Origin of the sequence: Litoreibacter ascidiaceicola, from assembly GCF_900129235.1 — a bacterium.
Lineage (GTDB): Bacteria > Pseudomonadota > Alphaproteobacteria > Rhodobacterales > Rhodobacteraceae > Litoreibacter > Litoreibacter ascidiaceicola.
Genome location: NZ_FQUV01000006.1, coordinates 22,719 through 42,244 on the forward strand (window position 1 = coordinate 22,719; position 19,526 = coordinate 42,244).

Sequence of the window (19,526 nt, forward strand, 5' to 3'; positions counted from 1 at the left end):
ATTACACTTGATAATAGTCGCGATACCACGCGACGAACTGGCGAATGCCGTCCTTCGTCGAGGTGTTGGGACGGTAGCCTGTCAGGCTTTCCAGAAGATCGGTGTTGGCCCAGGTGCCCGGCACGTCACCCTTCTGCATGTCCATCATGTTCTTCTTGATGGGCTGGCCAAGCGCGTCTTCGATCTCGGAGATAAACTCCATCAACGGCACGCAGGTGCCGTTGCCGATATTTATCGTGCGGAACGGCGCAACCGGGCTGAGGCTGTCGCCCTCAACAGCTTTAGCACCAGAGTTCGGCATTGGCGGAACCGCATCAATCAACAAGCGGATCGAGTGCACCAGATCGCTCACATAGGTGAAATCCCGTGCCATCTCGCCGTGGTTGTAGACGTCAATCGCCTCGTCAGCGAGCGCTGCACGAACGAACTTGAACAGCGCCAGATCGGGGCGGCCATAGGGACCATAGACGGTGAAAAACCGGAACATGGTCGTGGGGATGTGCCACAGGTGCGAGTACGAATGCGCCATGCCTTCATTCGCTTTCTTGGTCGCGGCATAAAGCGTCAGCGGCAGTTCCGTCTTCTGGGTTTCCTCAAACGGCATCTGCGTGTTGCCGCCGTAAACCGAGGACGTCGAGGCCATCAGCAATTGGTCCACGCCGGTTTCGCGCGCGGCTTCCATCAAGTTGAACGTGCCCGTCAGGTTGGTGTCGATATAGGCGCGGGGATTCTCAAGGCTATACCTAACGCCTGCTTGCGCCGCGAGATGCACGATGACGTCCGGCTTGGCCTCTGCCACCACCTTCGATAGAAACTCGTGGTCTTCCAACATGCCGATATGGGCGCGGAAGTTCGGGTTTTTCTCCAACATCTTATGACGCGATTTCTTCAACTCCACGTCGTAATAGTCAGTCAGGCCGTCAAAGCCGACCACGGCAAAGCCCTCATCCAACAGATGTCGCGCAAGGTGAAAGCCAATAAAGCCGGCGGTGCCGGTTACGAAAACGGTTCTCATTTAGTGTCCAGTCTTGGTGTATTGAATAGCTCGGTCGTGCGTCCGAGAATTGTTTCGACAGAAAAGCGGTCGCCGGATTGCGTCATCGCCGCAGCGCCTAGCTTTGCAAGCTCGTCTTCATCGGCCAGAAGGCGTTCAAGCGTCTCGTCAAGCTCTGCTTCCGGCAAGGTCGTTGCCGCTGATAGAATATGCCCCGTCACGCCGTCAAACACCACTTCGTCGGTGCCGCCCGCCGGGGTTGCCAACACGGGCGTTCCAGCAAGTTGCGCTTCGATCAGGACGTTGGGAAGGCCCTCCATCTCGGCCAGATGAACCAGCAGGTCGGCGCGATGCATATAGAAGCCGACCTTGCTGCGAATGCCCGCAAGGAAGATACGGTTCGAAAGTCCGAACTCTTCGATCAATGCCGCGCACTCACCATGCAGCGCACCACTACCAAGCATGACAAAGCGGGTGTCGTCGCGATGGGCGATCAAGCGGGCAGCCGCCTTGATCCATTCCAGCGGGCGCTTGTTCTGGTCAAACCGGAACACGCCCAACACCGTCTTGCTGCACCCTTCGGAGGCATCGAGGACGTCTGACCAAAATGCGTGATCCGTGTCATCGCCTTCTGGCAAAACTGCCGGAGTGGCATTTGGAACGACGATGACCGTGCCCGCATCCAGCGAGAGCCATTGCTCATAGGCGGTCGCGGCCTTCTGGCTGTTCGCGGTGAACGTGACATGAGGCAGGCGCGCGAGGGCCGCGTACAGCACGGGCAACTCGTCGCGGTAAAGGTTAGGCCGCAGGTTCGGTGGAAGCCCGCGGAAGGATGTGACGATCCGCGGAACACCCGCCAGAACGGCGGCAATGGCGGACTGAACGATACCGCCATCCTGCCACAGATAGGCGACGTCGGTCTGGTCTTCGCGAAACATCGAATAGAGCTGGCAGGTGTGGCGCAAAACATCGGGCGCCAGCAGCTCGAGCAGCTCCTTCACATCGTCAGTCAGCCCCTCCAATGCCGCGACAGTCACTTCGGGCATTTCGGCCAAAACCGTGGTTTCGACGCCTGTTTCGGCCAGCAACGGACGGTAAAAATCCGCACCGCTGGATGCGGTCGCGTGTTTCACCCAGACTTTGGGCGCGATGCCAAGCGCCTGGCCCGCATCGTAGCGGTCTTGGTAGGCGCAAGCGATGCGCGTCATCTGCCGCTCTGCTCCGCCCGTGCCAAGCTGCCCTGTGAAGAAAACGACGTTGTCGCATTTGGTGAAAGCGCGCGGCGCATCAGCTTGTGCGATAAGGTCCGAGATCCCGTCATTGGCTGTGGCAAGATTGTGCTTGCTCAAAGTCCGTGCATGACGGCTAACCGACCCGAGCAGATCCTGCGAGGCCTTGCCCATGCTGCTTTGCCCCTGCACATGTTCGGCAAGTTTTGCGGCCTCGGCAAAGCGCGATTGCTCGTTCAGCAGTTTGATATACGTCATACGGATCGGGCGATCATCGGAGTGAAGCACCAGAAGGCATGACATGATTTCGTCGATTTCGGTCCAGGCTTTCAGCTCGGCCAATGCGGGGATCGCTTTGTTGGCCTGCGTCAGGCTATGCCAGCATTCCGGAAACATTTCGGCGATCAGTGCGATGCCAGCGGCCACATTCTGCTCGCGGCGATACCACCGCATGAGCATCCGCAACGAGGTCAAATCGTCAGGGTACAGGTTGCAAAGGTCGCCCCAGATGTCGCGCATTCCTTTTTCGTTGCGCTGCTTTTCCAGCAGCAACCCGCAGGCGATGGCAATGTCGTGGTCGGCGCGGAACCCTTGCAGGATCGGCGTCAGCTTTTCAAACACCAGCTTTGCCTTTTCCGGGCATGTAATGCCACGGCTCATCTCGTAGACCTCTTCCGAAAAATCTTTCGGAAGGGCTGGCGCATCGGCGGCGAAATTCAGGACTTCTGACAGGGGTTGCATGGCTTAGGCCCCTACCAAATGCGTTTGCACGATGGCCTCGGCTTCGGACTTCAACGCTTCCGTCTTCGGGCAGGCGAGCCCGATGACGTTGCGCGCAAACTCGACAGCTTCGGATTTTTGCTGCGCCTTGGTGGCCGCGCGCATCAAAAGAACCCAGACGTTGATCGTTTCCGGCAACAACGCAGCGGCGGATTTTCCAAGCTGCAGCGCGGTCATGTATTCGCCCCGCGCAAACCGCAACCGTGCACGCCACAGGTCAAGCTCTGGCAGGTCTTGGGAAAGTGCGGCAGCCTCGCTGGACAGCGCGTCCAGCAGGTCGATGTCGCCCGCCTTGCCAGCGCTGCGAATGAGCAACGCCAACTCCTTGCGGATATCTTGCATCGCGACACGGGAAGGTTGGTGACGGGGCGCGGCAAACAGAACCGCATGCAATCCATGGATGCGGTCGAGGCGTTCCTCGAAACTCAACGCGGTTGCGGCCCAGCTGTCCAGCACAGCCACTAGACCCGGATGCGTGATACGGTCCGTGCCTTGATGCTCTCGCCACGCGGCCAGAACCTCGGCGGCGTAGCCAATGCCATGCGTCGCGCTTAGGTCGCGCACGATCTCTTCTGCTTCTTCCGGCGTCGTTTCAGGGGAAACGGCTTCGGTGAGGGCCGCACCGTTAAGCTGCAAAAGTTGAATGCGGATGGCAGGTGTCACATGCGACAAGAAAGACGCCCGTTGACCGGTCTCCAGCTTCGCCAGCAGGTCCAGATCAAGAGTGACCGCAAGCTTCGCAAGATTATCATAAACAGGCCGATGCCCTCTGCGCGCCGCGGCAAGATAGAAGGCGAAGGCCGTGTCCAAGTCACCAGACGTCGCCGCGATATCAGCAACCCGCATTAGGACATGGACGGGCAGCTCGAAAGGCTCAGGAGCGGTGGTTTCAGCCAGCGTCAAAGCGTCTTTGAACACGCCGATTTCGCCAGCTTCTAGCACCAACGCCTCGCGGTCTCCTTCAGTCAAGCCATCAGCAATCTTGGCCCTGAAAACCTCGATCGCGCGCTGCTGCGCTTGCATCACGTCACTCAGCAAAACGTCGACCGTTGCGCCATCGTTCGACAGCTCGCGCAGGCGCGCGATTGCCTGAGCAAACCGGCCAGTGTCACAGGCAGCAGCAATCTGGGTGGGAAGGTGAATTTCCATAGCGTTGGAGACACCGTTGCGAACGAACGCGTCGGTTTTTGGGGCAATCACCTTGCCCATCCACTGATCCATGACTCCACGTGCGAATTCGTCGGTGAAATGCGCAAGGCCGGCGCTTTCGTCCTCAATGGCCGCAGACTGCCCGAACACGTCCATCAGGTCGGTCGGGTTGAAAAACTTGCACCCGGCCAATGTCACTTCTTCCGAAACCATTTCAATGAAACGTGACCGCGACCCGATAGGTCGTCCGTCCTCTTTGCGGGCGTCGACATGCGACACGAACAGAACGTCCGGCAGCATCTCGGTCAGGGTTTTGATGTCGCGTTGCAGGCTGTCGCGCGTGACGAATTGCAGGCGCATCTTGCCCAGCATCCGGGCGTCTTCGCGCTGTTGTGGCGTCGCCGCCCAGTGGTGATCCAGAAAAGCACGCTGCGCGGCCGTGTCGCCGGATTCAGCAAGCGCCCAGAAGGATTGCGCACGGGTGGTGTCCGCAAAAAACTCGGCGAATGTTGCATTGAGATAGTTCAGCTGGATGGAAACGCCGTCGACGGTCACTTCTTTGGCAGATGCAAGCTCGACCACATACAGGTCGGACGCATCATGAGTATTTGCGGATACAACATTCAAATCATGCGCACGCGATACAAGCGGCCATATGTCGTGCGGAATGTCTGCCACGCCTTGCATAAAGCGTGCCATCTGCACGGCTTCCGCTGGCGAATGGCAGTAGCCGTAGCACCGCTCCATGTTCAGGTTGAAACCGTGAACCGATTGGCCCCGGCGTAGGGGTGTCGTGATCCGGCACGACCCGATTGGTGTAATTGTAAACATTAGCGCGAGCCCCTTCGCGAGTTTGTTAATTTATAGCGACCAGTAGCGCAGCGCCTTTGCTTCGGGTGAGCTGCGGTAGACACCCCGTACATCGACAAGAATCCCGTCTTCGCGGATTTTCTGAAGAAACGTCAGGTCGCTCAAATACGCGTCATGTGGCGTGGCTAGAACCATGGCATCCAGGTTCGACATTTCGTCTGCGGTGCACAGCTCGAAGCCAGCCGCGACGGCTGAATCTGCGGTGCATTTTGGATCATGGACCAAAGGTGTGATGCCAAACCCGCGCAACGCATCGACAATTTCCAAGGATTTGGAATTGCGGATGTCAGGGACGTTCTCTTTGAAAGTGATGCCACAAACGCCGACGCGCATATCGCGAATGTCGCCGCCCTTTTTGATCAGCATCCGCAAGGTCGTATCGGCGACGTGGCGCACCATACCATCGTTGGTGCGACGGCCTGCCAGAATAACCTGTGGGTGGTGGCCAACTTTTTCCGCCAACGTCGCAAGGTAGTAGGGATCAACACCAATGCAGTGCCCGCCAACCAATCCGGGCGTGAACTTCAAGAAGTTCCACTTCGTGCCTGCGGCTTCGATCACCTCGTTCGTGTTGATGCCGACCTTGTCGCAAATCTGGGACATTTCGTTCATCAAGGCGATGTTGATATCGCGCTGTGTGTTTTCCAAAACCTTCGAGGCCTCGGCCACTTTAATCGTTGGCGCGACATGCAGGCCGGCTTTGATCACAGTGTTATAAACGGCTTTGACGCGCTCAAGGGTCTCAGGGCTATCGCCCGATACAACCTTGATCGTGTTTTCAACTGTGTTGACCTTGTCGCCGGGGTTGATCCGCTCCGGGCTGTACCCCAAACCAAAGTCTTCGCAGGCTTTCAGGCCGGACAGCTTTTCGAGGATCGGCGCGCAGAAATCTTCCGTGACACCGGGGTAAACCGTCGATTCAAAGACGACGACATCGCCCGCCTTCAGATAGGGTCCGATCATGTCACAGGCAGATTGCAGCGGCGACAAATCAGGCTGATGGGCGTCGTTGATGGGTGTTGGAACGGTCACGATGAAGAAAGACGCTTCTGCAAGGCTGGATGCGTCAGCACTCGCGACCAAACCGGAGCCTTGCACAACGTTTTTGCTCAGCTCATTCGTCGCGTCGTAGCCGTTGTTGATTTCAGCAACGCGTTGCTTGGAGATATCGAAGCCCGCGACCTTTTGAAACTTCTCCGCAAGACAGACAGCAAGGGGAAGACCCACATAGCCAAGCCCGACTACGGCAACATTTTCGAATGTCGCTTTTTCCTTCACGTTGTCCAAAACGAACCGAATTGGGTTCTTTACCAATTCAGTTCCTTGCACATTGGGAACATTGTTCAGCATTACATTCACGATTCCGGCCCCTATCCAGCACTTCTTTGGAAACAAGCTACATTTGAATTATGGCTCAAATTTGTGCCAAATTGGGTGGATGTGAGAAGTTTGAGGGCTGGACGCGGGTATTTCCTCAGTAATCAACGAGTTTTTATGAGAAACTGTTAAACACGCGTTTGCACCTAATAGTGATGTAACAGTGCGTTTCGTGGACGGCTCTTCGACCTCGATTTGCTCGACGTCCCCGTCTGCAGCCTGTTTCCAGATCGTTTATGCGACCACGACCACCTGAGAGACCCCCTCATCCACGCTTTGGCACACATTCAGCAGCCTTACCGTAAAATGCGACTGCACATAGGCCGCGTGGAACCGGTTGGGGGGCAGAAGCGTCAGTCGCCCCCTGCCCTGTCGCCCACCCTTAGTACATGGAACCAGCTGCCATAGTTCGCCGCGTCCTCGTGGTGTAGAATGGTACGCGCCAGATCCCAAGTGGATCCGCTGCCCGCCGCCGGCACCGGCATGGGCCTCAGCGAGATGCCCGTCACGGATTTTATCAAGCTGACCAGCTGGCCGTCGATCGACCTGATCCCGTCTTGCGCCAACGCTGCCTTCGTCGAATTTGCCTCCGCGCAGTACCGCCACCTCAACTCCGAATGGTCATTCTTTGCCGCCGACGTGCTCTTTATCCCCTCGGGTCCCGGCTACTGGGGATACGATTCCACCACCAGCTTCATCAGCCAGCTGTCGGAAGCCATCGAAGATTTGGACCGCTTCAAGGGGCAGACGCCGGGAAATACGGGGGGCGACAAGGCCTTCCTCGACCTCAAATTCCTGCCGACCCGGTTCGAGCCGAACACCGATCTGCACCGTGCGATGCAGTCAGCATTTGGTCAGGTTTTTAAGTCACATGTTGCCGAACACCCGATCGAGATGACCCGCGCGGTCGAACAATCTGGCCGCTTCCTGTCATCGGTCAATGAGATCGATTAACGGCAGATAACACGCGAAACATGGCGTCGCGCAAGCGCCTCTTTTGATCGGGCTTACGAAGAATTCAGGGATACGCTCACCGTGACCTGGGACAAGATGGAGGACTGAATAGATGGTTAAGAAGCGCAGCGTTTTCGACATCAATTTCGAAGAAACGGACGGCTCCGACGCCGAAAGGTTCCCCGCGGGGAACCCGGAGCTGGAGAAAAAGTCGTTCAACGTGCAAGGCCACCCGTTGCAAAACGAAGCCGCCCCCTCGCGTCGCGGCCCCATGGCCAGCGCCATCACCGAAGCGGCGGATGCCACGTCGGAACGCGTCAGCGCCGAAGCCGCCATCCGCGCCGAGAATGACGCCCTTGCGCATGAGCATGTGCGGCTGAAGAAACTGGGTTTGATCACCGATTTGATTGAGACTTCATCGGTTGTGATCACAAAGTTGACACGCGACCGTTCCGCGAATACAGACCCTGAATTGCAAGAGTTGAAAGACTCTATACAGGCGATAGGGCTCTCAAACCCGATACGCGTGGAGCAGACCGGAACCGGCTTCGAGCTGATCCAGGGCTACCGTCGTCTGGCCGCCTTCAGGGAGCTGGCAGAAGAAACCGGCGACGCGCGCTACACCAAAATTCCCGCCGCGTTGGTTCCCCGCGGGGAACCTTTGGCCGCGCTGTATCGCAAGATGGTCGACGAAAATCTGGTGCGTAAAGACATCTCGTTCGGCGAGATGGCCCAGCTTGCGTTGTCCTATGCCGAGAATGAGGACATTGAGCCGGGCGAGGCGGTGAAGGTGCTTTATGCCTCCGCGCTCAAGCAAAAGCGCCGCTATATTCGCCAGTTCACCCGCGTGCTGCACGTTCTGGGCGATGCGCTACGCTATCCCGAGCTGCTGCCACGGGCCTTGGGGATCGAGCTTTTCAAGCTGTTCGAGGCGGAAGAAGATCGCGGCGTCCAGATCGCCGCCGCTCTGCACGCGGTTCCTGATCGCGATGGCGAGGCCGAGGCTAAAATCCTGCGCGATGCGCTGGCCAAGCCGAAAGAGCAGCCCGCGCCGAAATCAGTCTCCAAAACCTCCCTGCGTCTGGCCAGACCGGAAGGGGAGGCGCGGGTGATCGCTCAGAACGGCAAGGTGGAATTGCGCCTGCCAAGGGATTTCTCGGCGGTCAGCCGCGAAAAGTTGCAGGACGCAATCGAGGCGTTTCTAACCTCACTCGACTAGGTTTTCCTGAAAATCACCCCCCAAAAGGTTCCCCGCGGGGAACCTTTTTTGCATTTACAGCCCGATCAGGGCGACGACAGGGGCGGTTGATCACGACCATGTCGCGCTCGGAGATGGCGAGGACCATCTCCATAGCGGCGGCCAATTGCCTGGCTTGTTCTTCAATAAGGTCGTCGATGGCTTTGCGGGCAGGGCCGCGCTCCTGGCCGAAGTGGGCGACCGCAGCGCGCTCCATGTCGCGCAAACGGGTGCGCAGGGCAGGGGTCAGGCGCGGGTAGCCAAGGTCGTGAATAAATCAGGCCATGACAGCGGGCGTGATCTCGTCCGTCATCTCCGCGGTGCCGATGTCGAAAGACAGCTGGTGCGTCAGCTGAGCGTCGGTCAGTACCGGCATTTCGGTGCGGAGGCGTGCCATCATCCCCATCACAGATGCTCGTCCTGCACCACCCGCATCTGCGACGGGCGCGGCAATTTCAGAATGTGGGTCGTCGGCGCGTTCAAACCCGACTTAGGCAGTGCGAAGCGACCGTCGGACATGCGGGCCAGCGCCACCTTGCCTTGCACACCCGCAAGTGGGGAGGGACAGCGAGACAGGACGCGCGGGCGCGTCATCCAAATAGCGAAAGCCGGTCGTGCCGCTGTCGTCGCGTGTCAGGCGACCAACAGGGGCAGGGGAGCCGTCAAGGAAGACATCCAGTTACATAGTCAAATCCCGACTGTCAGGCGCAGGCCAATATCTTGGCACAGTTGCAACACCAAGCCGATGCGAGCGGTGTCCTTGCCGTTTTCGATCGCGCTGACGATTGGCAACGATACACCGCTTTGCATCGCCAGATCGCTTTGCTGCAGCCCAAGCGCCCGCCTGCGCGCTCGGATCGCTTTGCCAAGGGTAGCGGGGTCGGTGATGATGTGCGGCTAAGACATGGTAAATTTCAATGATCGTTGATGTTCATCCGGATATGGGAGTATCTCGTCAAAATGTCATTGATCGTTTATAAAATGAGCAGGGTGGTTCGCTGTATTAGACTATTGCTCGGCAGTGACCACAGAGGCGCAGGCGGGGATACTCCACCCCACTGATACCAAACAGACAAACGCACGCGCGCCGACTGTTAGCGCTGTCGCACCCAAAATATCCGGCGCTGGTGCGAGCGCATCCAAACCGCTGGTACAAGCCTTTTGCAAGGTGGGATCACCGGCAAAAGAGGTGCAGTCCTCGACGACCTCGAAATGCTTGTTCCTATAGGCTTCGAGCTGTCCGGCAGTGGCTTCTCCAGTGCTTACAGCGTCGGGTTTGATGGGGGGGACGGGCATTTCACTTGTGCTCTCTTGCAGCCGCTCCTGAACGACCTCCGCAAGCTTTCTTGCGTTCGAAAAGGTGAACCCTTCGGCGGTGAAATCCGGACAGTCGATGTTCCAGTGATCCTTGATCGCGCAGCCCGCAACGTCCTGTTTCGCGGTGTTCAGCAGGACGTCACCCACCCCTGACAGCGTCTCGAAATGGCAAGCTGTGCCCTCACTGCCGTCAGGCAGTTCAACGAAAGGGCAGCTTACAAATGTCATCTCCGATTTGCTTGCGGATAGGGGAAAAACGTAAATTTCATCAATGCCGCCCGGTGTGGCGCGAAATAGGCCACGGTCGATTTCGGGCGGTAGGGGTGATTTCTGGGCAAGTGAGATTGTGCCGAAACATGTCATGATCACGACAAGCAAGAGACCCCTAAACCTTGTCATCCTAGCAAATCCTTTGATTGATGTTGGCCAGCAGGCTGATCGCTATGGATTCGGCGGCCTTGTCATACATGTCATGACCGGCTGCTAGATCCGGCATGTCGCGTCGTAGATTGGCCGCCTTCCAAGCCGCCAATTCTGCGCCGCCAGCGGGTTTTGCGGGTATTCCCCACCGCGTGCGGCTTGTGCCGATTTCCGCGTTGTAAGCGGCGGTATTCCAAAGCCTGTCACCGGATTCGACATTGATGAAATCGGCCTCCAGATAGATCGGAATCACCTGCTTTTTTGCCGGATCCGTCGAGCCCAGATTTATCGGCGAGATGTTTGCAAGCCTGCGCGCATTTTCACCCTGCTCGGTGACGGTGTCGGTCGAGTTTTCGGCAGCTTGCAATGTGGCTGCAAGATGCGTCCTGATGGCGGTCCCGACCGAGCGCGCACGCGACACGGTGTCGGCTGGTGAATTCGCGTGGCCGCTGTAAAGGATCAAAGGCCCGCGCGATCCGGAAGATGAGGATGCCGATTTGGGATAAACGCCACCCAGAAGGCCCGCATCCAGCGTGGTGATGTTTACGCCACGAGAGCTGTCGACGATGCCGGAGACTTTCGTGATATCAAGCTGCACATGCGCGTTAGTGGTTTCTGCGTTGAAGTGGCAGCAAAAGAAGAAATCAGCCGATTTGTCCCGTGCGACCGCCGCGCGGTCCGCACCTGTCATGTTTACAAATTCATCCGTTTTGGTGAGGTGAACCTCGATCGCGTCCAAATAGGGAAGCTTGTCGACGATCTCGCCTTTCAAGGCATCTATCTTGTCGCGCACCAGCGGGATCAACCGATGCGTCATGGTTTTTTCCAGCGTGTTGGTAATCGCCCCCAACGCATTGTTCCATGACGACGAGGTCACGTCGAACATTGCGTTGTAATCGGCCTGGCTCATGGTGCCGGCGGCGACAGCGTCCTGATAGGGTTTGAGCCGCGAGGCGTTGGCAAGCCTGGCTTGCGCACCGCGGCCACCATGACCGGGATCCAGCACGAATATGATTGTAGCAGAACAGTTTGCAGTGGCAGAGACGCCGCCGCCGGGCTGCGCCGTTGCGGCGGCCTGCGCTTGCGCGCCTTGTTGGGAGGCCGCCTGTGGGTCACCGCCCAATCCGCCGCTGATTTCGTCGACCTCGCCTTGGCAGCTATGCTCCATCTCCTCGGGGACGATCACCGTGTCACCGGGCTGAAGGCCGCCGGGCAGGGTTTCGCTGCCCAGATCATAGACCCGTCCGTTCCGGTCCACATCCAACGCCTGCCAGTTCGAGCCACCCCCCGGTATCCCGCAGTTCTGGGCGATGGACCAAAGGCTGTCATTTTGAGCAACGGGAAGTCGTGTGTCAGCCATCCAAAATATCCCCAATATGTGACAACCCGTCTTTCGCCAGCGCCTCCGGCACCCATGCGAAAAGCGGATTACGGTCGAAAGAAAAGCCAAGGTGATAGGTGCAGATCAACCAGTCCACGACAAAGTCGTGCCGTGTCAGGTCTTGGCGGGTCAAGTGCGAAGAATACTGCTCCAAGCTGCTGCGGACGTGGTCCGCTCCAAGCGCCTCGATCCGTTTCGGGTTCGTCTTGGCGCAGATTTCGAAGGCGGCATGAACTGCGCTGTGCGGGCGGCTTTGCCGCGTCGTTTTGCAGGCTGCGCCAAACCCGGGGGCGACGCCGTCAGTTGCCGCGCACAGACCTTCGGCGATCATCAGATCCGTGCTCCGAAACATTCGGTTCAAGCCGACATTCGGGTGGACGCCGGAATGCCCCCACAGCATCGACTGCCTGACAGGCTGGTACAGGGGGTCGGTGCGGAAAGACGCGCCCAAATGCAGAGCAAGAAAGGCGTATTTTACAATTTCGCCGCGAAGTTCGAACCCGGATGTTTCAGACTGTACCGTCGCGAGCCGAAAGAAGCGGGTGACCTCCGAGGTCCCGCAAATCGCACCGACTTTCCGAACGGACTCGCGAAATATATACGCAAGATCATTGGCATGGGTGATCTCGAACGAGTGTTGCAGAGCCGACGTATTGATGCTGACCAAAAGGACACCCTCAGGTTCGGAAAAAGGAAATGACCGTGCGCGTCACGGGATCGCAAATGGCGGATTCAAATTAGGCCTTATGTCGATGAACCTAACGACACATGAGGGGGCTGACAAGATTTCGCCGGCGCGGATGGTGAACTGCAAGGACTTTATATATATCGGCCCTTTAAGTGATGGCGACGACGCAAAAACCTGAGGGGTTACTGTCCGACATGGAAACAAAAGGTGTCGTCAGGGCCGGTGGCTTGTGATGAACAAGGTTGACGACCCGTGGATCGGCGAAGTCGCCGACGGCCCGAATGCGCCCTTGCAGCGCGTGTCCGCGTTGATCCGCGAGGATGTCGAAGGCGTTGTACCGCTCGACACCCAATTTGGCGTGCGCGAAAAACGGTGCGTTCCCGACGTTTTGAGAAAGCCGATGTTCGAAGGTGGGGCAGGGGCGCCTTATGTGCTACTGGACGGCGCGCGGTTGCCGGGATGCCGCGAGATGCTGGAGGCCGCCGACGCGCCGCACCGCTGCCTTTACAGAGGTGAAGCCTACGACGCGCTTGCCGACGAGGCCCCTTGGGTGGCCGAGCTGACCCCTGACGGATCGTTGACCCGCGCGCTGTTCACCCGCGGTCCCGCGCCATGGCATATGTGGGATCAGGGCCCGCATCTGATTTTGCGCGGGCAGGGGGGTATCGACGGGATGTGGCGTCACCTGCGCCGGTTCAACCGTGCGCAGGACGAGGCCGGAAAATGGTTTTACCTGCGCTACTGGGAACCCAGTGTTGTCGGGGCCTATTTCACGCAACTGGCGGATATCGAAGACCGGCGGCAGGCATGGTTCCGCGCCGATGGGGCATCGGATATCCATATCACGCGGCCCGCGCAGGATGCCGTGACCACCCTGCGGTTGTCCGCGCCCGAGCCTGTGCGCAGCACGGCCCTTCGAACGCGCCTTTTGCCGCAGGACAGGGTCGTTTTCGGTCATAGCCGGGAGGCCGCGTTCTTTGTGGCGCTTGGCGCGGGCATGGCGTCGCGCAATGCCGGCACAGTTCCCCTTGGGCTGACAGCTGCACCTGATCACCGCGACTGGACCGCACTAGCACGCGCGGTGGCGCGTCATGCAAAACCGTTGGGCATCGTCACCCAGCAAGGGCTGGCGAAACTGACCGCGCTGTCCGCCTCGCTTGGGCTGGCCTTCTGGGAGGACCTGCGGTTCGACCTCAAGCTACGCCAGACCATTGCCACCAAATCCGCATCCGAAGCGGAGCGGTTGAGCGCTGCGCGCGACCTTTACGACAAGACCGATGTGGAAACCGGCACGCTGGACGCGGTGCTGGAGCTGATGGCGCGCAAACTAACCTATGGCGCGCCGGATACGCTGCGCCACGTAGCGCCAAAGACGCTTGGGGTGATGAGCGATTCCGAGCTCAATGCGTTCGCCATCACGATCCTGCGCTTTGACGCGGATATCGAAAGCCGCCCGATCGAAATCCAGCGGATTGCCATTGCGTTGGGGGCCGCACTTGGGGTGGCGTGGCTGGACAATCCATTCTATCATTCCTTGAAAGCGGCCCTTTTGTCGGATGGTGATCCATCTGAACAGGTGCGCGCATATCTGAGCCACCCTGACCGCGAGACCGCACCATGAACATCCGCAGCAGCTGGACCTTCGCCGAAGGCTTTCCACAGGCCCCACCCTCCACTGCGTGCGAAAACTGCCACGATTGCATTCCTTTTTACGAGGCGACTGCGTCCCGCGTGATCCGTGCGCTGCAACTGCCCGTCGATGATGAATTGACCGCCGATCTGGGCGACCGGTATCCGATGCTGCGCTACATCAATGCGCTGCCCGCTATGCAAATCCGGCGCTACTACGCGCAACTCGACCGCATCGCGCGGATTTCGGGGCTGTATGCGGCGGGTTTCAGATGGCTGGAAAGCCTTGGGGTGCAGATCCCTTTCGTAGGCGCTGCCGCCTTTGCCTCGAACGTGGTGCGGTGGGAGGTCGCGGACCTAGTGCACGGCTACGGCAATGTCGTCTACGAGCAGGAACGGCGCGGGATGAACACCACCGGCCGCCACGATCTGAACGCCATCACGGGTGTCATGAACAAGCTGATCGCAGGCAATGCGGTCGTGTTTGTCGAGATTTACGCAATTTTCGATTTTTGCGTCCGCCATTTCAAAACCTACGGGCGGCCACGCTCCGACGCGCAGCTTGCCGAGTTCGAAATCTGTTTGGAGAATTTCATAACCTGGTGGGACGAGGTGCAGCCCGGCAACCGCATGTTCCCACAGCTGCGCAATATTCAGGTGGACCGTGACGGGCTTATCAAGGACGGCATCATGGCCTCCCTGCGCGCGGATAGCGGGGAGGCGCGGCGACAGGCCAGCACCGGCCTGATCCTGTATAACGAGCAGAATTACACGCTTCAGGAATATATGTATGACCTGATCGACAACGACATCTTCGGAATTATCCCCTTCGACCCCGCTGAAATCGGCCTGCTTCTCAGGGGCTACCGAGCGGCGGCGAAGTTTTCCTATGACAAGGATGCGCAGATTGCCGACCGCTTTATCGTGACCTATGACAGCCCCGGCTGGCTGACGGAGGCTGGCGACCGCTACCCCTACACGGTGCAGGTTGTCTCGCGGTTTGACGAGTTGTATTTCGAAGGTGGCGACAGGCGGTATCTGGGTGCAGAGCACAGCAGGATGGCAGCGGATGCGCGTGGGTTCTAGATTTGTCGCGGGTGTTGCGGCGCTGGCCCTTGGCGGGCTGGCGGTGCTGGCGATGGCCCAGACCCCGCAGCCGACGTTGGACTTTGCGCCCTACGCCAACATGCACGCGATGCAGCAGGGCAGCAGCCTTGATCTGGGCTTCCTTCCGGACGAGGTCCATCCCGGCTTCGGCGGTGAAGGTGTCGGGGTCGATATTGCGTTCAGCAACGATGATCTGCACCTCACCTGCCCCGATGGCGCGTACCGGATAGCCCTGTCAGATGGCCTTCTGGTGCGTGCGGACTTGTTCTGCCCGACGGACCAGACAGACCATGCCGACGTCGAGGCCCGATTGCTGGCGTCGGGCTTTGCGCGGGTGAAGGACTTCACCCAGGACAAGCGCCGTCCCGACGCATGGGGCCGCACCGTGGCCGACGCTTTCGAGGCCCTTCCGGAAGAACAGGGCGGCACAGTGGCGCGTATCATCTTGTCGCGATGGGAGCGCCCGGACGGCCATTCAGTGAGCCTTTCGGCGGCCTATTATGCCCCCGCCGGACGCACCCGGCCTATGTTGGAAATGGACATCTCGGCCCCCAAGACATGCCTGTTCCCGCTCTCGGTGTTTACAAAGTCGTCTGTCGGGGATGACAGCTGGACCAGCCCCCTTGTGGAACCCGTGCGCCCCATGTTCAACGACGCACCATGGGAGTCTATCCCTCTCGAACAGCGCTATGAGCTTGCCGCGGAGGCCGCGAGGCAGCTTTGCTCCGGCTGACACTCCACCAGTAATGTCACTATTGCTTGTCTAAGCTTCTATCTGAACAGCGATCTGTTCCGGTGACCAACCATTCTTCAGCATACCAAACGATTCTTTGCGCAAGCCCTCATACTTCTCTTTGATCAGCGACAGGGCATAATCACGCTTGGCATCGTGGATGCGAGCGATAGTTGAACTGCGTCTGGATGAACGTTTTTTTCACTACCCACTAGATGAGATTCAAAGTGCGATTGAGGGCTTGTTGAGAGCTGCCCCTCGTCGATGTCCACGAGAGGTTGAGGTCGAGATTTTGAAACAGCGCCAAATACGGATCAGTCGTTTTCCGCGACCGGTGTTGCCAGATGGATCAATTGCTCGTGTAACTCGCAGTCAGGCAGCCAAAATCTTAGAAGATGAGCAGCCCTACTTGAGTGGTCCAAATTTAGAATTATTGCATGATTGGCTTTTGGTCCATCAGTACGATGGCCTCTGGCGCAGGTGGCCGATAGCCCAGAGCACTATGTGGTCGTTTGGTGTTGTAATGGTTCCTCCATCTTTCAGTGATGATTTAGGCCTCACGTCACGAGCAGAAGATTTCGCCGTTCAGTAACTCGTCGCGCATCCGCCCGTTGAAGCTCTCGCAATTTCCGTTCCCCCAGGGTGACCCGGGCTCAATGTAGGCGGTCTTTGCCCCAGCCGCCTTGATCCAGTCCCTGACGGCCTCGTCGATGAGCTCTGAGTCATTGTCCGACCTGATATAGGCAGGCACATCTCGCAGGATGAACAGGTCTGTCGGAGCGTCGAGAACCTCCGTCGAATTCAGCTTTCGTTTCACTCGGATCGCAAGGCATTCTCGGCTGTGTTCATCCAAGATGTTGAGAGTTCTGAACGCCCTGCCATCGTCGGTTCGGTGGTGAACGAAGTCATACGACCAGACATGGTTGCGATACTCTGGATGCAATCGGATGCATGACCCATCGTTCAGCCAGAGCCGCCGCTCGGAAGCCTTGAGCCGGCTGCGCACATGATCGATGCAGGCCCGCCGGCGCGAGGGGCTTAGAAGTTTCCCGATGCGGCTTCCTTCAGGATCAATTTATCCAGCGTCAGGTCAGAAACCGCACGCCGAAGACGCTCGTTCTCTTTTTGTAGCCGCTTCAGTTCTTTGAGTTGTTCTGCGCCCATTCCACCGTACTTCTTCCAACGGTCGTAGGTTTGTTCGGTCACACTGATCTGCCGGTTCGCATCAATCCGAGGCACGCCTTGCCCCATCAGAGCTGCAACCCGCCGTAACTTCACGACAATCTCTTCAGGCTTGGGTCTCTTAATGGCCATCTCAGGTCCTCCGCTTTCCTAACTATAGGGGCGGACCACTCAAAAGGGGGAGGCTCATTCCATCCCTGTTTGGCTGTCACGAAGAGCAATAAGACCACCAAGATAACGCATGTTCGAAGGAGCGTGGCCAGATGCGGAGTCAATGCTCCGCACCCCAATTTTTGCCAACACTGGCATCATTGCAGCGAACACTGCCGAGAGCAGCGCCGATACTTGCCAAGTAACCATGATGGCTTGTCCCCGTTGGCCAAATTTGTGACCTTCTAGCGGTCGCGACCGCCATAAGCCCCTTAGCGCGATGGAACTGTTAATGTTGCGGTATACCCGCGCGTTCTGCCTTGTTGTGGCGAGACTACCTCAAGGGTACAGCCAGACTGATTGCAGAGCTCTTGAACAATTGACAACCCCAACCCATACCCATTTGGCATGGTGGTCTTTCGTACAAAGCGCCCCTTTATCTCTTCGACGTCTGCGGCATCCAACGGATCGCAATCGTTGGAAATGGTCACGCGGCCCGACTGGGTAGCATCGACCACACTCGGAGCGCCACCAGACGCATGTTTAAGCATGTTGTCAAAAAGGTTGCTCAGAATTATCCCGAATGCGTCTGGGTCAACATGGCTCAACCATTCCCCGGAAGGGTGTTTCACAATCAACTTCTCCTCAGAGGGCTCACGGGTGCGCAACTCGTTCAGGAGCAAGCGTGTCACTTGATTTATATCCGTCTTGATTGCGGAGCTACCTAACCCCGACTGCGCCCTAGACATCTCCAATAAGCGCTCAATCAATCGCACCAATCGCTTCAACGCTGTCTCGATTTCAGCAACATTGCCCGAAATGTCGGGGTCGTCCAGTTTCGACTTCAGGCGTTGCACCTGCGCAAGAGATATCGCAATTGGGGTACGCAACTCATGGGCGGCATTGGTGGCAAATGCTCGCTCAGCTGCGAGCGCTGTGTCAAGCCGTTCCATAAGCTCGTCGAGCGTATCAATTGCGGGTTCGATTTCTGCAAACGAGCTTCTGCGATCAATCGAGGTTAGGTTGAACTGGTTCTTTTGCGCGATGTCATCGCTAAGGTCAGCAACAATATCGACGGCTCGCCGAACCGACCAAAACACAGCGATAACAAAGATCGCCCCCAACAGCAAAAAACTAGAAAGCAGGCCTAGTACAACACCGCGAATGGCTTCATTGCGCTCTCGCATTGGCTCGGCAACTAAAACTGCGATGCCGCTGCCGGTACTTGATGTTTGAAGTGCTACACGGTGGTCGTTCATAGTGCTCAGCCCTTCATGCGCAGAGGGTTGCATCAGCGATGCCTGTGCAAGCGGCGATTGAGCGAGGACGTCGCCATCAGCATTCAAAAACCAGAAGAGCGTGCGCTCATCTCTGTCGTGAGTAGCTTCTTCGAAGGACAACAACGCGGACGCATCCAACGCACCGTTAGGATCGCTTGCATCGGAATACGATTCAAATACTTTCAGCATCAGTTGCGCCTTGCTGATCAGACCCGCGTCCTGAAGTTCGTCATATTCTTCAGTCACGACGCTATAGACGAGGTAGCCACCCAGTAGGAAAGCTACAGCGAATGGAATGGCGAGATTTTTAACAAGCGTCCCAAGCAGGCTCTTTCGCTGCACAATCATGCCACAAGCTCATAGCCCAAACCGCGGTGCGTGATGATAAGGTCCTTGCCAAGCTTCGTACGCAATCTGCTCATATGAGCCTCAATAGCGTTGCTTTCTACTTCTTCACCGTGAGCATATATGGCCAATTCCAGTGCCGCCTTGGGAACGATCTTTGCTTGCCGACGGATAAGAACCTCTAGCACGCCCCACTCCTTCGCCGTTAACTTAATAGCTTGACCGCTTCTGGAGACCCTGTGATCAGCAAGACAGATGTTGAGGTCATGGATAAGAAACGTTTGAGATATTTGATCTGTGCTGCGACGGCAAACAGTATGGATGCGAGCCTTCACTTCGTCCAGATCGAATGGCTTGATGACATAATCATCTGCTCCAAGGTTCAGCCCGTTGATCCTGTCGCTGATCTTATCTCTTGCAGTCAATATGATGACTGGCGTCCGAATGCGTCTAGCACGCAGTGACTGGAGAAATAACAATCCGTCCCCGTCCGGAAGATGCAGATCAAGTAGCACAACGTCATATTCCAAGGCGCGCACGGCACTTTCAGCTTCGTCTAAAGTTGAAAACCACTCCACAACGTGAAAGTCGGCCTCTAGATGCTCAATCAGCGGGCCTGCTAGGGCGGCCTCATCTTCAATCAACAAAACTCGCATTTGCGTCCTTGGGTGCCTTGGGGTGTTAGAGTTCCATCTGACAGAGCG

Annotated in this window: 17 protein-coding genes and 2 pseudogenes; 5 read left to right on the forward strand and 14 right to left on the reverse strand. The window is 57.7% G+C overall.

The features are described from left to right. Nucleotide 1: 1 nt before the first annotated feature. The 4 genes from BUB72_RS12935 to BUB72_RS12950 are packed head-to-tail and all read right to left on the reverse strand — an operon-like array spanning nucleotide 2 to nucleotide 6,336. Nucleotides 2-1,015 carry an SDR family NAD(P)-dependent oxidoreductase gene (locus BUB72_RS12935; protein ID WP_073144472.1) on the reverse strand — a complete coding sequence of 338 codons (1,014 nt, stop codon included), beginning with the start codon at nucleotides 1,013-1,015 and terminating at the stop codon, nucleotides 2-4. After that, a complete protein-coding gene (locus tag BUB72_RS12940) occupies nucleotides 1,012-2,964 on the reverse strand; it encodes a glycosyltransferase (RefSeq protein ID WP_073144474.1) in 1,953 nt (650 codons plus the stop codon). The genes BUB72_RS12935 and BUB72_RS12940 overlap by 4 nt, the downstream gene beginning before the upstream one ends. A 3-nt stretch (nucleotides 2,965-2,967) precedes the next feature. After that, nucleotides 2,968-4,983, reverse strand: coding sequence for a hypothetical protein (locus BUB72_RS12945; RefSeq protein WP_073144476.1), 2,016 nt, complete (start codon nucleotides 4,981-4,983; stop codon nucleotides 2,968-2,970). A 30-nt stretch (nucleotides 4,984-5,013) separates the two neighbouring features. Continuing rightward, complete coding sequence (locus tag BUB72_RS12950; RefSeq protein ID WP_217653858.1) at nucleotides 5,014-6,336, reverse strand: nucleotide sugar dehydrogenase; 1,323 nt, start codon at nucleotides 6,334-6,336, stop codon at nucleotides 5,014-5,016. Nucleotides 6,337-6,861: 525 nt separating this feature from the next. On the opposite strand from BUB72_RS12950, the pseudogene BUB72_RS12955 reads away from it, so the two are divergent. Both BUB72_RS12955 and BUB72_RS12960 read left to right on the forward strand, forming a co-directional pair. Next, a pseudogene (locus tag BUB72_RS12955) lies at nucleotides 6,862-7,461 on the forward strand (ParA family protein); the annotation flags it as partial. Between the two features lie 4 nt (nucleotides 7,462-7,465). Continuing rightward, nucleotides 7,466-8,572 carry a ParB/RepB/Spo0J family partition protein gene (locus BUB72_RS12960; protein WP_073144480.1) on the forward strand — a complete coding sequence of 369 codons (1,107 nt, stop codon included), beginning with the start codon at nucleotides 7,466-7,468 and terminating at the stop codon, nucleotides 8,570-8,572. Nucleotides 8,573-8,585: 13 nt separating this feature from the next. On the opposite strand, the gene BUB72_RS18855 is transcribed toward BUB72_RS12960, so the two are convergent. The 7 genes from BUB72_RS18855 to BUB72_RS12990 all read right to left on the reverse strand — a co-directional run bounded on the left by BUB72_RS18855 (nucleotide 8,586) and on the right by BUB72_RS12990 (nucleotide 12,375). After that, complete coding sequence (locus BUB72_RS18855) at nucleotides 8,586-8,807, reverse strand: hypothetical protein (protein ID WP_073144482.1); 222 nt, start codon at nucleotides 8,805-8,807, stop codon at nucleotides 8,586-8,588. A gap of 60 nt (nucleotides 8,808-8,867) precedes the next feature. Then, nucleotides 8,868-8,990, reverse strand: a complete 123-nt coding sequence (locus BUB72_RS19195) for a hypothetical protein (protein ID WP_281250214.1) — start codon at nucleotides 8,988-8,990, stop codon at nucleotides 8,868-8,870. A gap of 5 nt (nucleotides 8,991-8,995) precedes the next feature. Beyond that, nucleotides 8,996-9,184 carry a hypothetical protein gene (locus tag BUB72_RS12970; RefSeq protein WP_073144484.1) on the reverse strand — a complete coding sequence of 63 codons (189 nt, stop codon included), beginning with the start codon at nucleotides 9,182-9,184 and terminating at the stop codon, nucleotides 8,996-8,998. A gap of 93 nt (nucleotides 9,185-9,277) precedes the next feature. Continuing rightward, nucleotides 9,278-9,481 carry a helix-turn-helix domain-containing protein gene (locus tag BUB72_RS19110; protein ID WP_073144486.1) on the reverse strand — a complete coding sequence of 68 codons (204 nt, stop codon included), beginning with the start codon at nucleotides 9,479-9,481 and terminating at the stop codon, nucleotides 9,278-9,280. Nucleotides 9,482-9,598: 117 nt separating this feature from the next. Further along, nucleotides 9,599-10,135 (reverse strand): hypothetical protein, encoded by a 537-nt coding sequence (locus BUB72_RS12980; RefSeq protein WP_139250680.1) that lies wholly within the window; start codon nucleotides 10,133-10,135, stop codon nucleotides 9,599-9,601. 172 nt (nucleotides 10,136-10,307) lie between these two features. Beyond that, on the reverse strand, nucleotides 10,308-11,687 hold the full coding sequence (locus BUB72_RS12985; RefSeq protein ID WP_073144490.1) for an N-acetylmuramoyl-L-alanine amidase CwlD: 1,380 nt from the start codon (nucleotides 11,685-11,687) through the stop codon (nucleotides 10,308-10,310). Then, nucleotides 11,680-12,375 carry a hypothetical protein gene (locus BUB72_RS12990; protein ID WP_073144492.1) on the reverse strand — a complete coding sequence of 232 codons (696 nt, stop codon included), beginning with the start codon at nucleotides 12,373-12,375 and terminating at the stop codon, nucleotides 11,680-11,682. The genes BUB72_RS12985 and BUB72_RS12990 overlap by 8 nt, the downstream gene beginning before the upstream one ends. A 253-nt stretch (nucleotides 12,376-12,628) precedes the next feature. On the opposite strand from BUB72_RS12990, the gene BUB72_RS12995 reads away from it, so the two are divergent. Genes BUB72_RS12995 through BUB72_RS13005 form a run of 3 tightly spaced genes read left to right on the forward strand, consistent with a single transcriptional unit; the run spans nucleotide 12,629 to nucleotide 15,865 of the window. Beyond that, a complete protein-coding gene (locus BUB72_RS12995) occupies nucleotides 12,629-14,017 on the forward strand; it encodes a DUF4123 domain-containing protein (RefSeq protein ID WP_073144494.1) in 1,389 nt (462 codons plus the stop codon). After that, nucleotides 14,014-15,111 carry a hypothetical protein gene (locus BUB72_RS13000; protein WP_073144496.1) on the forward strand — a complete coding sequence of 366 codons (1,098 nt, stop codon included), beginning with the start codon at nucleotides 14,014-14,016 and terminating at the stop codon, nucleotides 15,109-15,111. Before BUB72_RS12995 ends, BUB72_RS13000 begins: the two co-directional genes overlap by 4 nt. Further along, nucleotides 15,101-15,865, forward strand: a complete 765-nt coding sequence (locus BUB72_RS13005; protein WP_139250681.1) for a hypothetical protein — start codon at nucleotides 15,101-15,103, stop codon at nucleotides 15,863-15,865. Before BUB72_RS13000 ends, BUB72_RS13005 begins: the two co-directional genes overlap by 11 nt. A gap of 430 nt (nucleotides 15,866-16,295) precedes the next feature. Here BUB72_RS13005 and BUB72_RS18540 read toward each other — a convergent pair. The 3 genes and pseudogenes from BUB72_RS18540 to BUB72_RS13025 form a co-directional block, all read right to left on the reverse strand. Beyond that, nucleotides 16,296-17,179, reverse strand: a pseudogene (locus BUB72_RS18540) (integrase core domain-containing protein). 290 nt (nucleotides 17,180-17,469) lie between these two features. After that, nucleotides 17,470-18,825, reverse strand: a complete 1,356-nt coding sequence (locus tag BUB72_RS13020; protein ID WP_073144502.1) for a sensor histidine kinase — start codon at nucleotides 18,823-18,825, stop codon at nucleotides 17,470-17,472. Beyond that, on the reverse strand, nucleotides 18,822-19,478 hold the full coding sequence (locus BUB72_RS13025; protein ID WP_073144504.1) for a response regulator transcription factor: 657 nt from the start codon (nucleotides 19,476-19,478) through the stop codon (nucleotides 18,822-18,824). The genes BUB72_RS13020 and BUB72_RS13025 overlap by 4 nt, the downstream gene beginning before the upstream one ends. Between the last annotated feature and the right edge of the window lie 48 nt (nucleotides 19,479-19,526).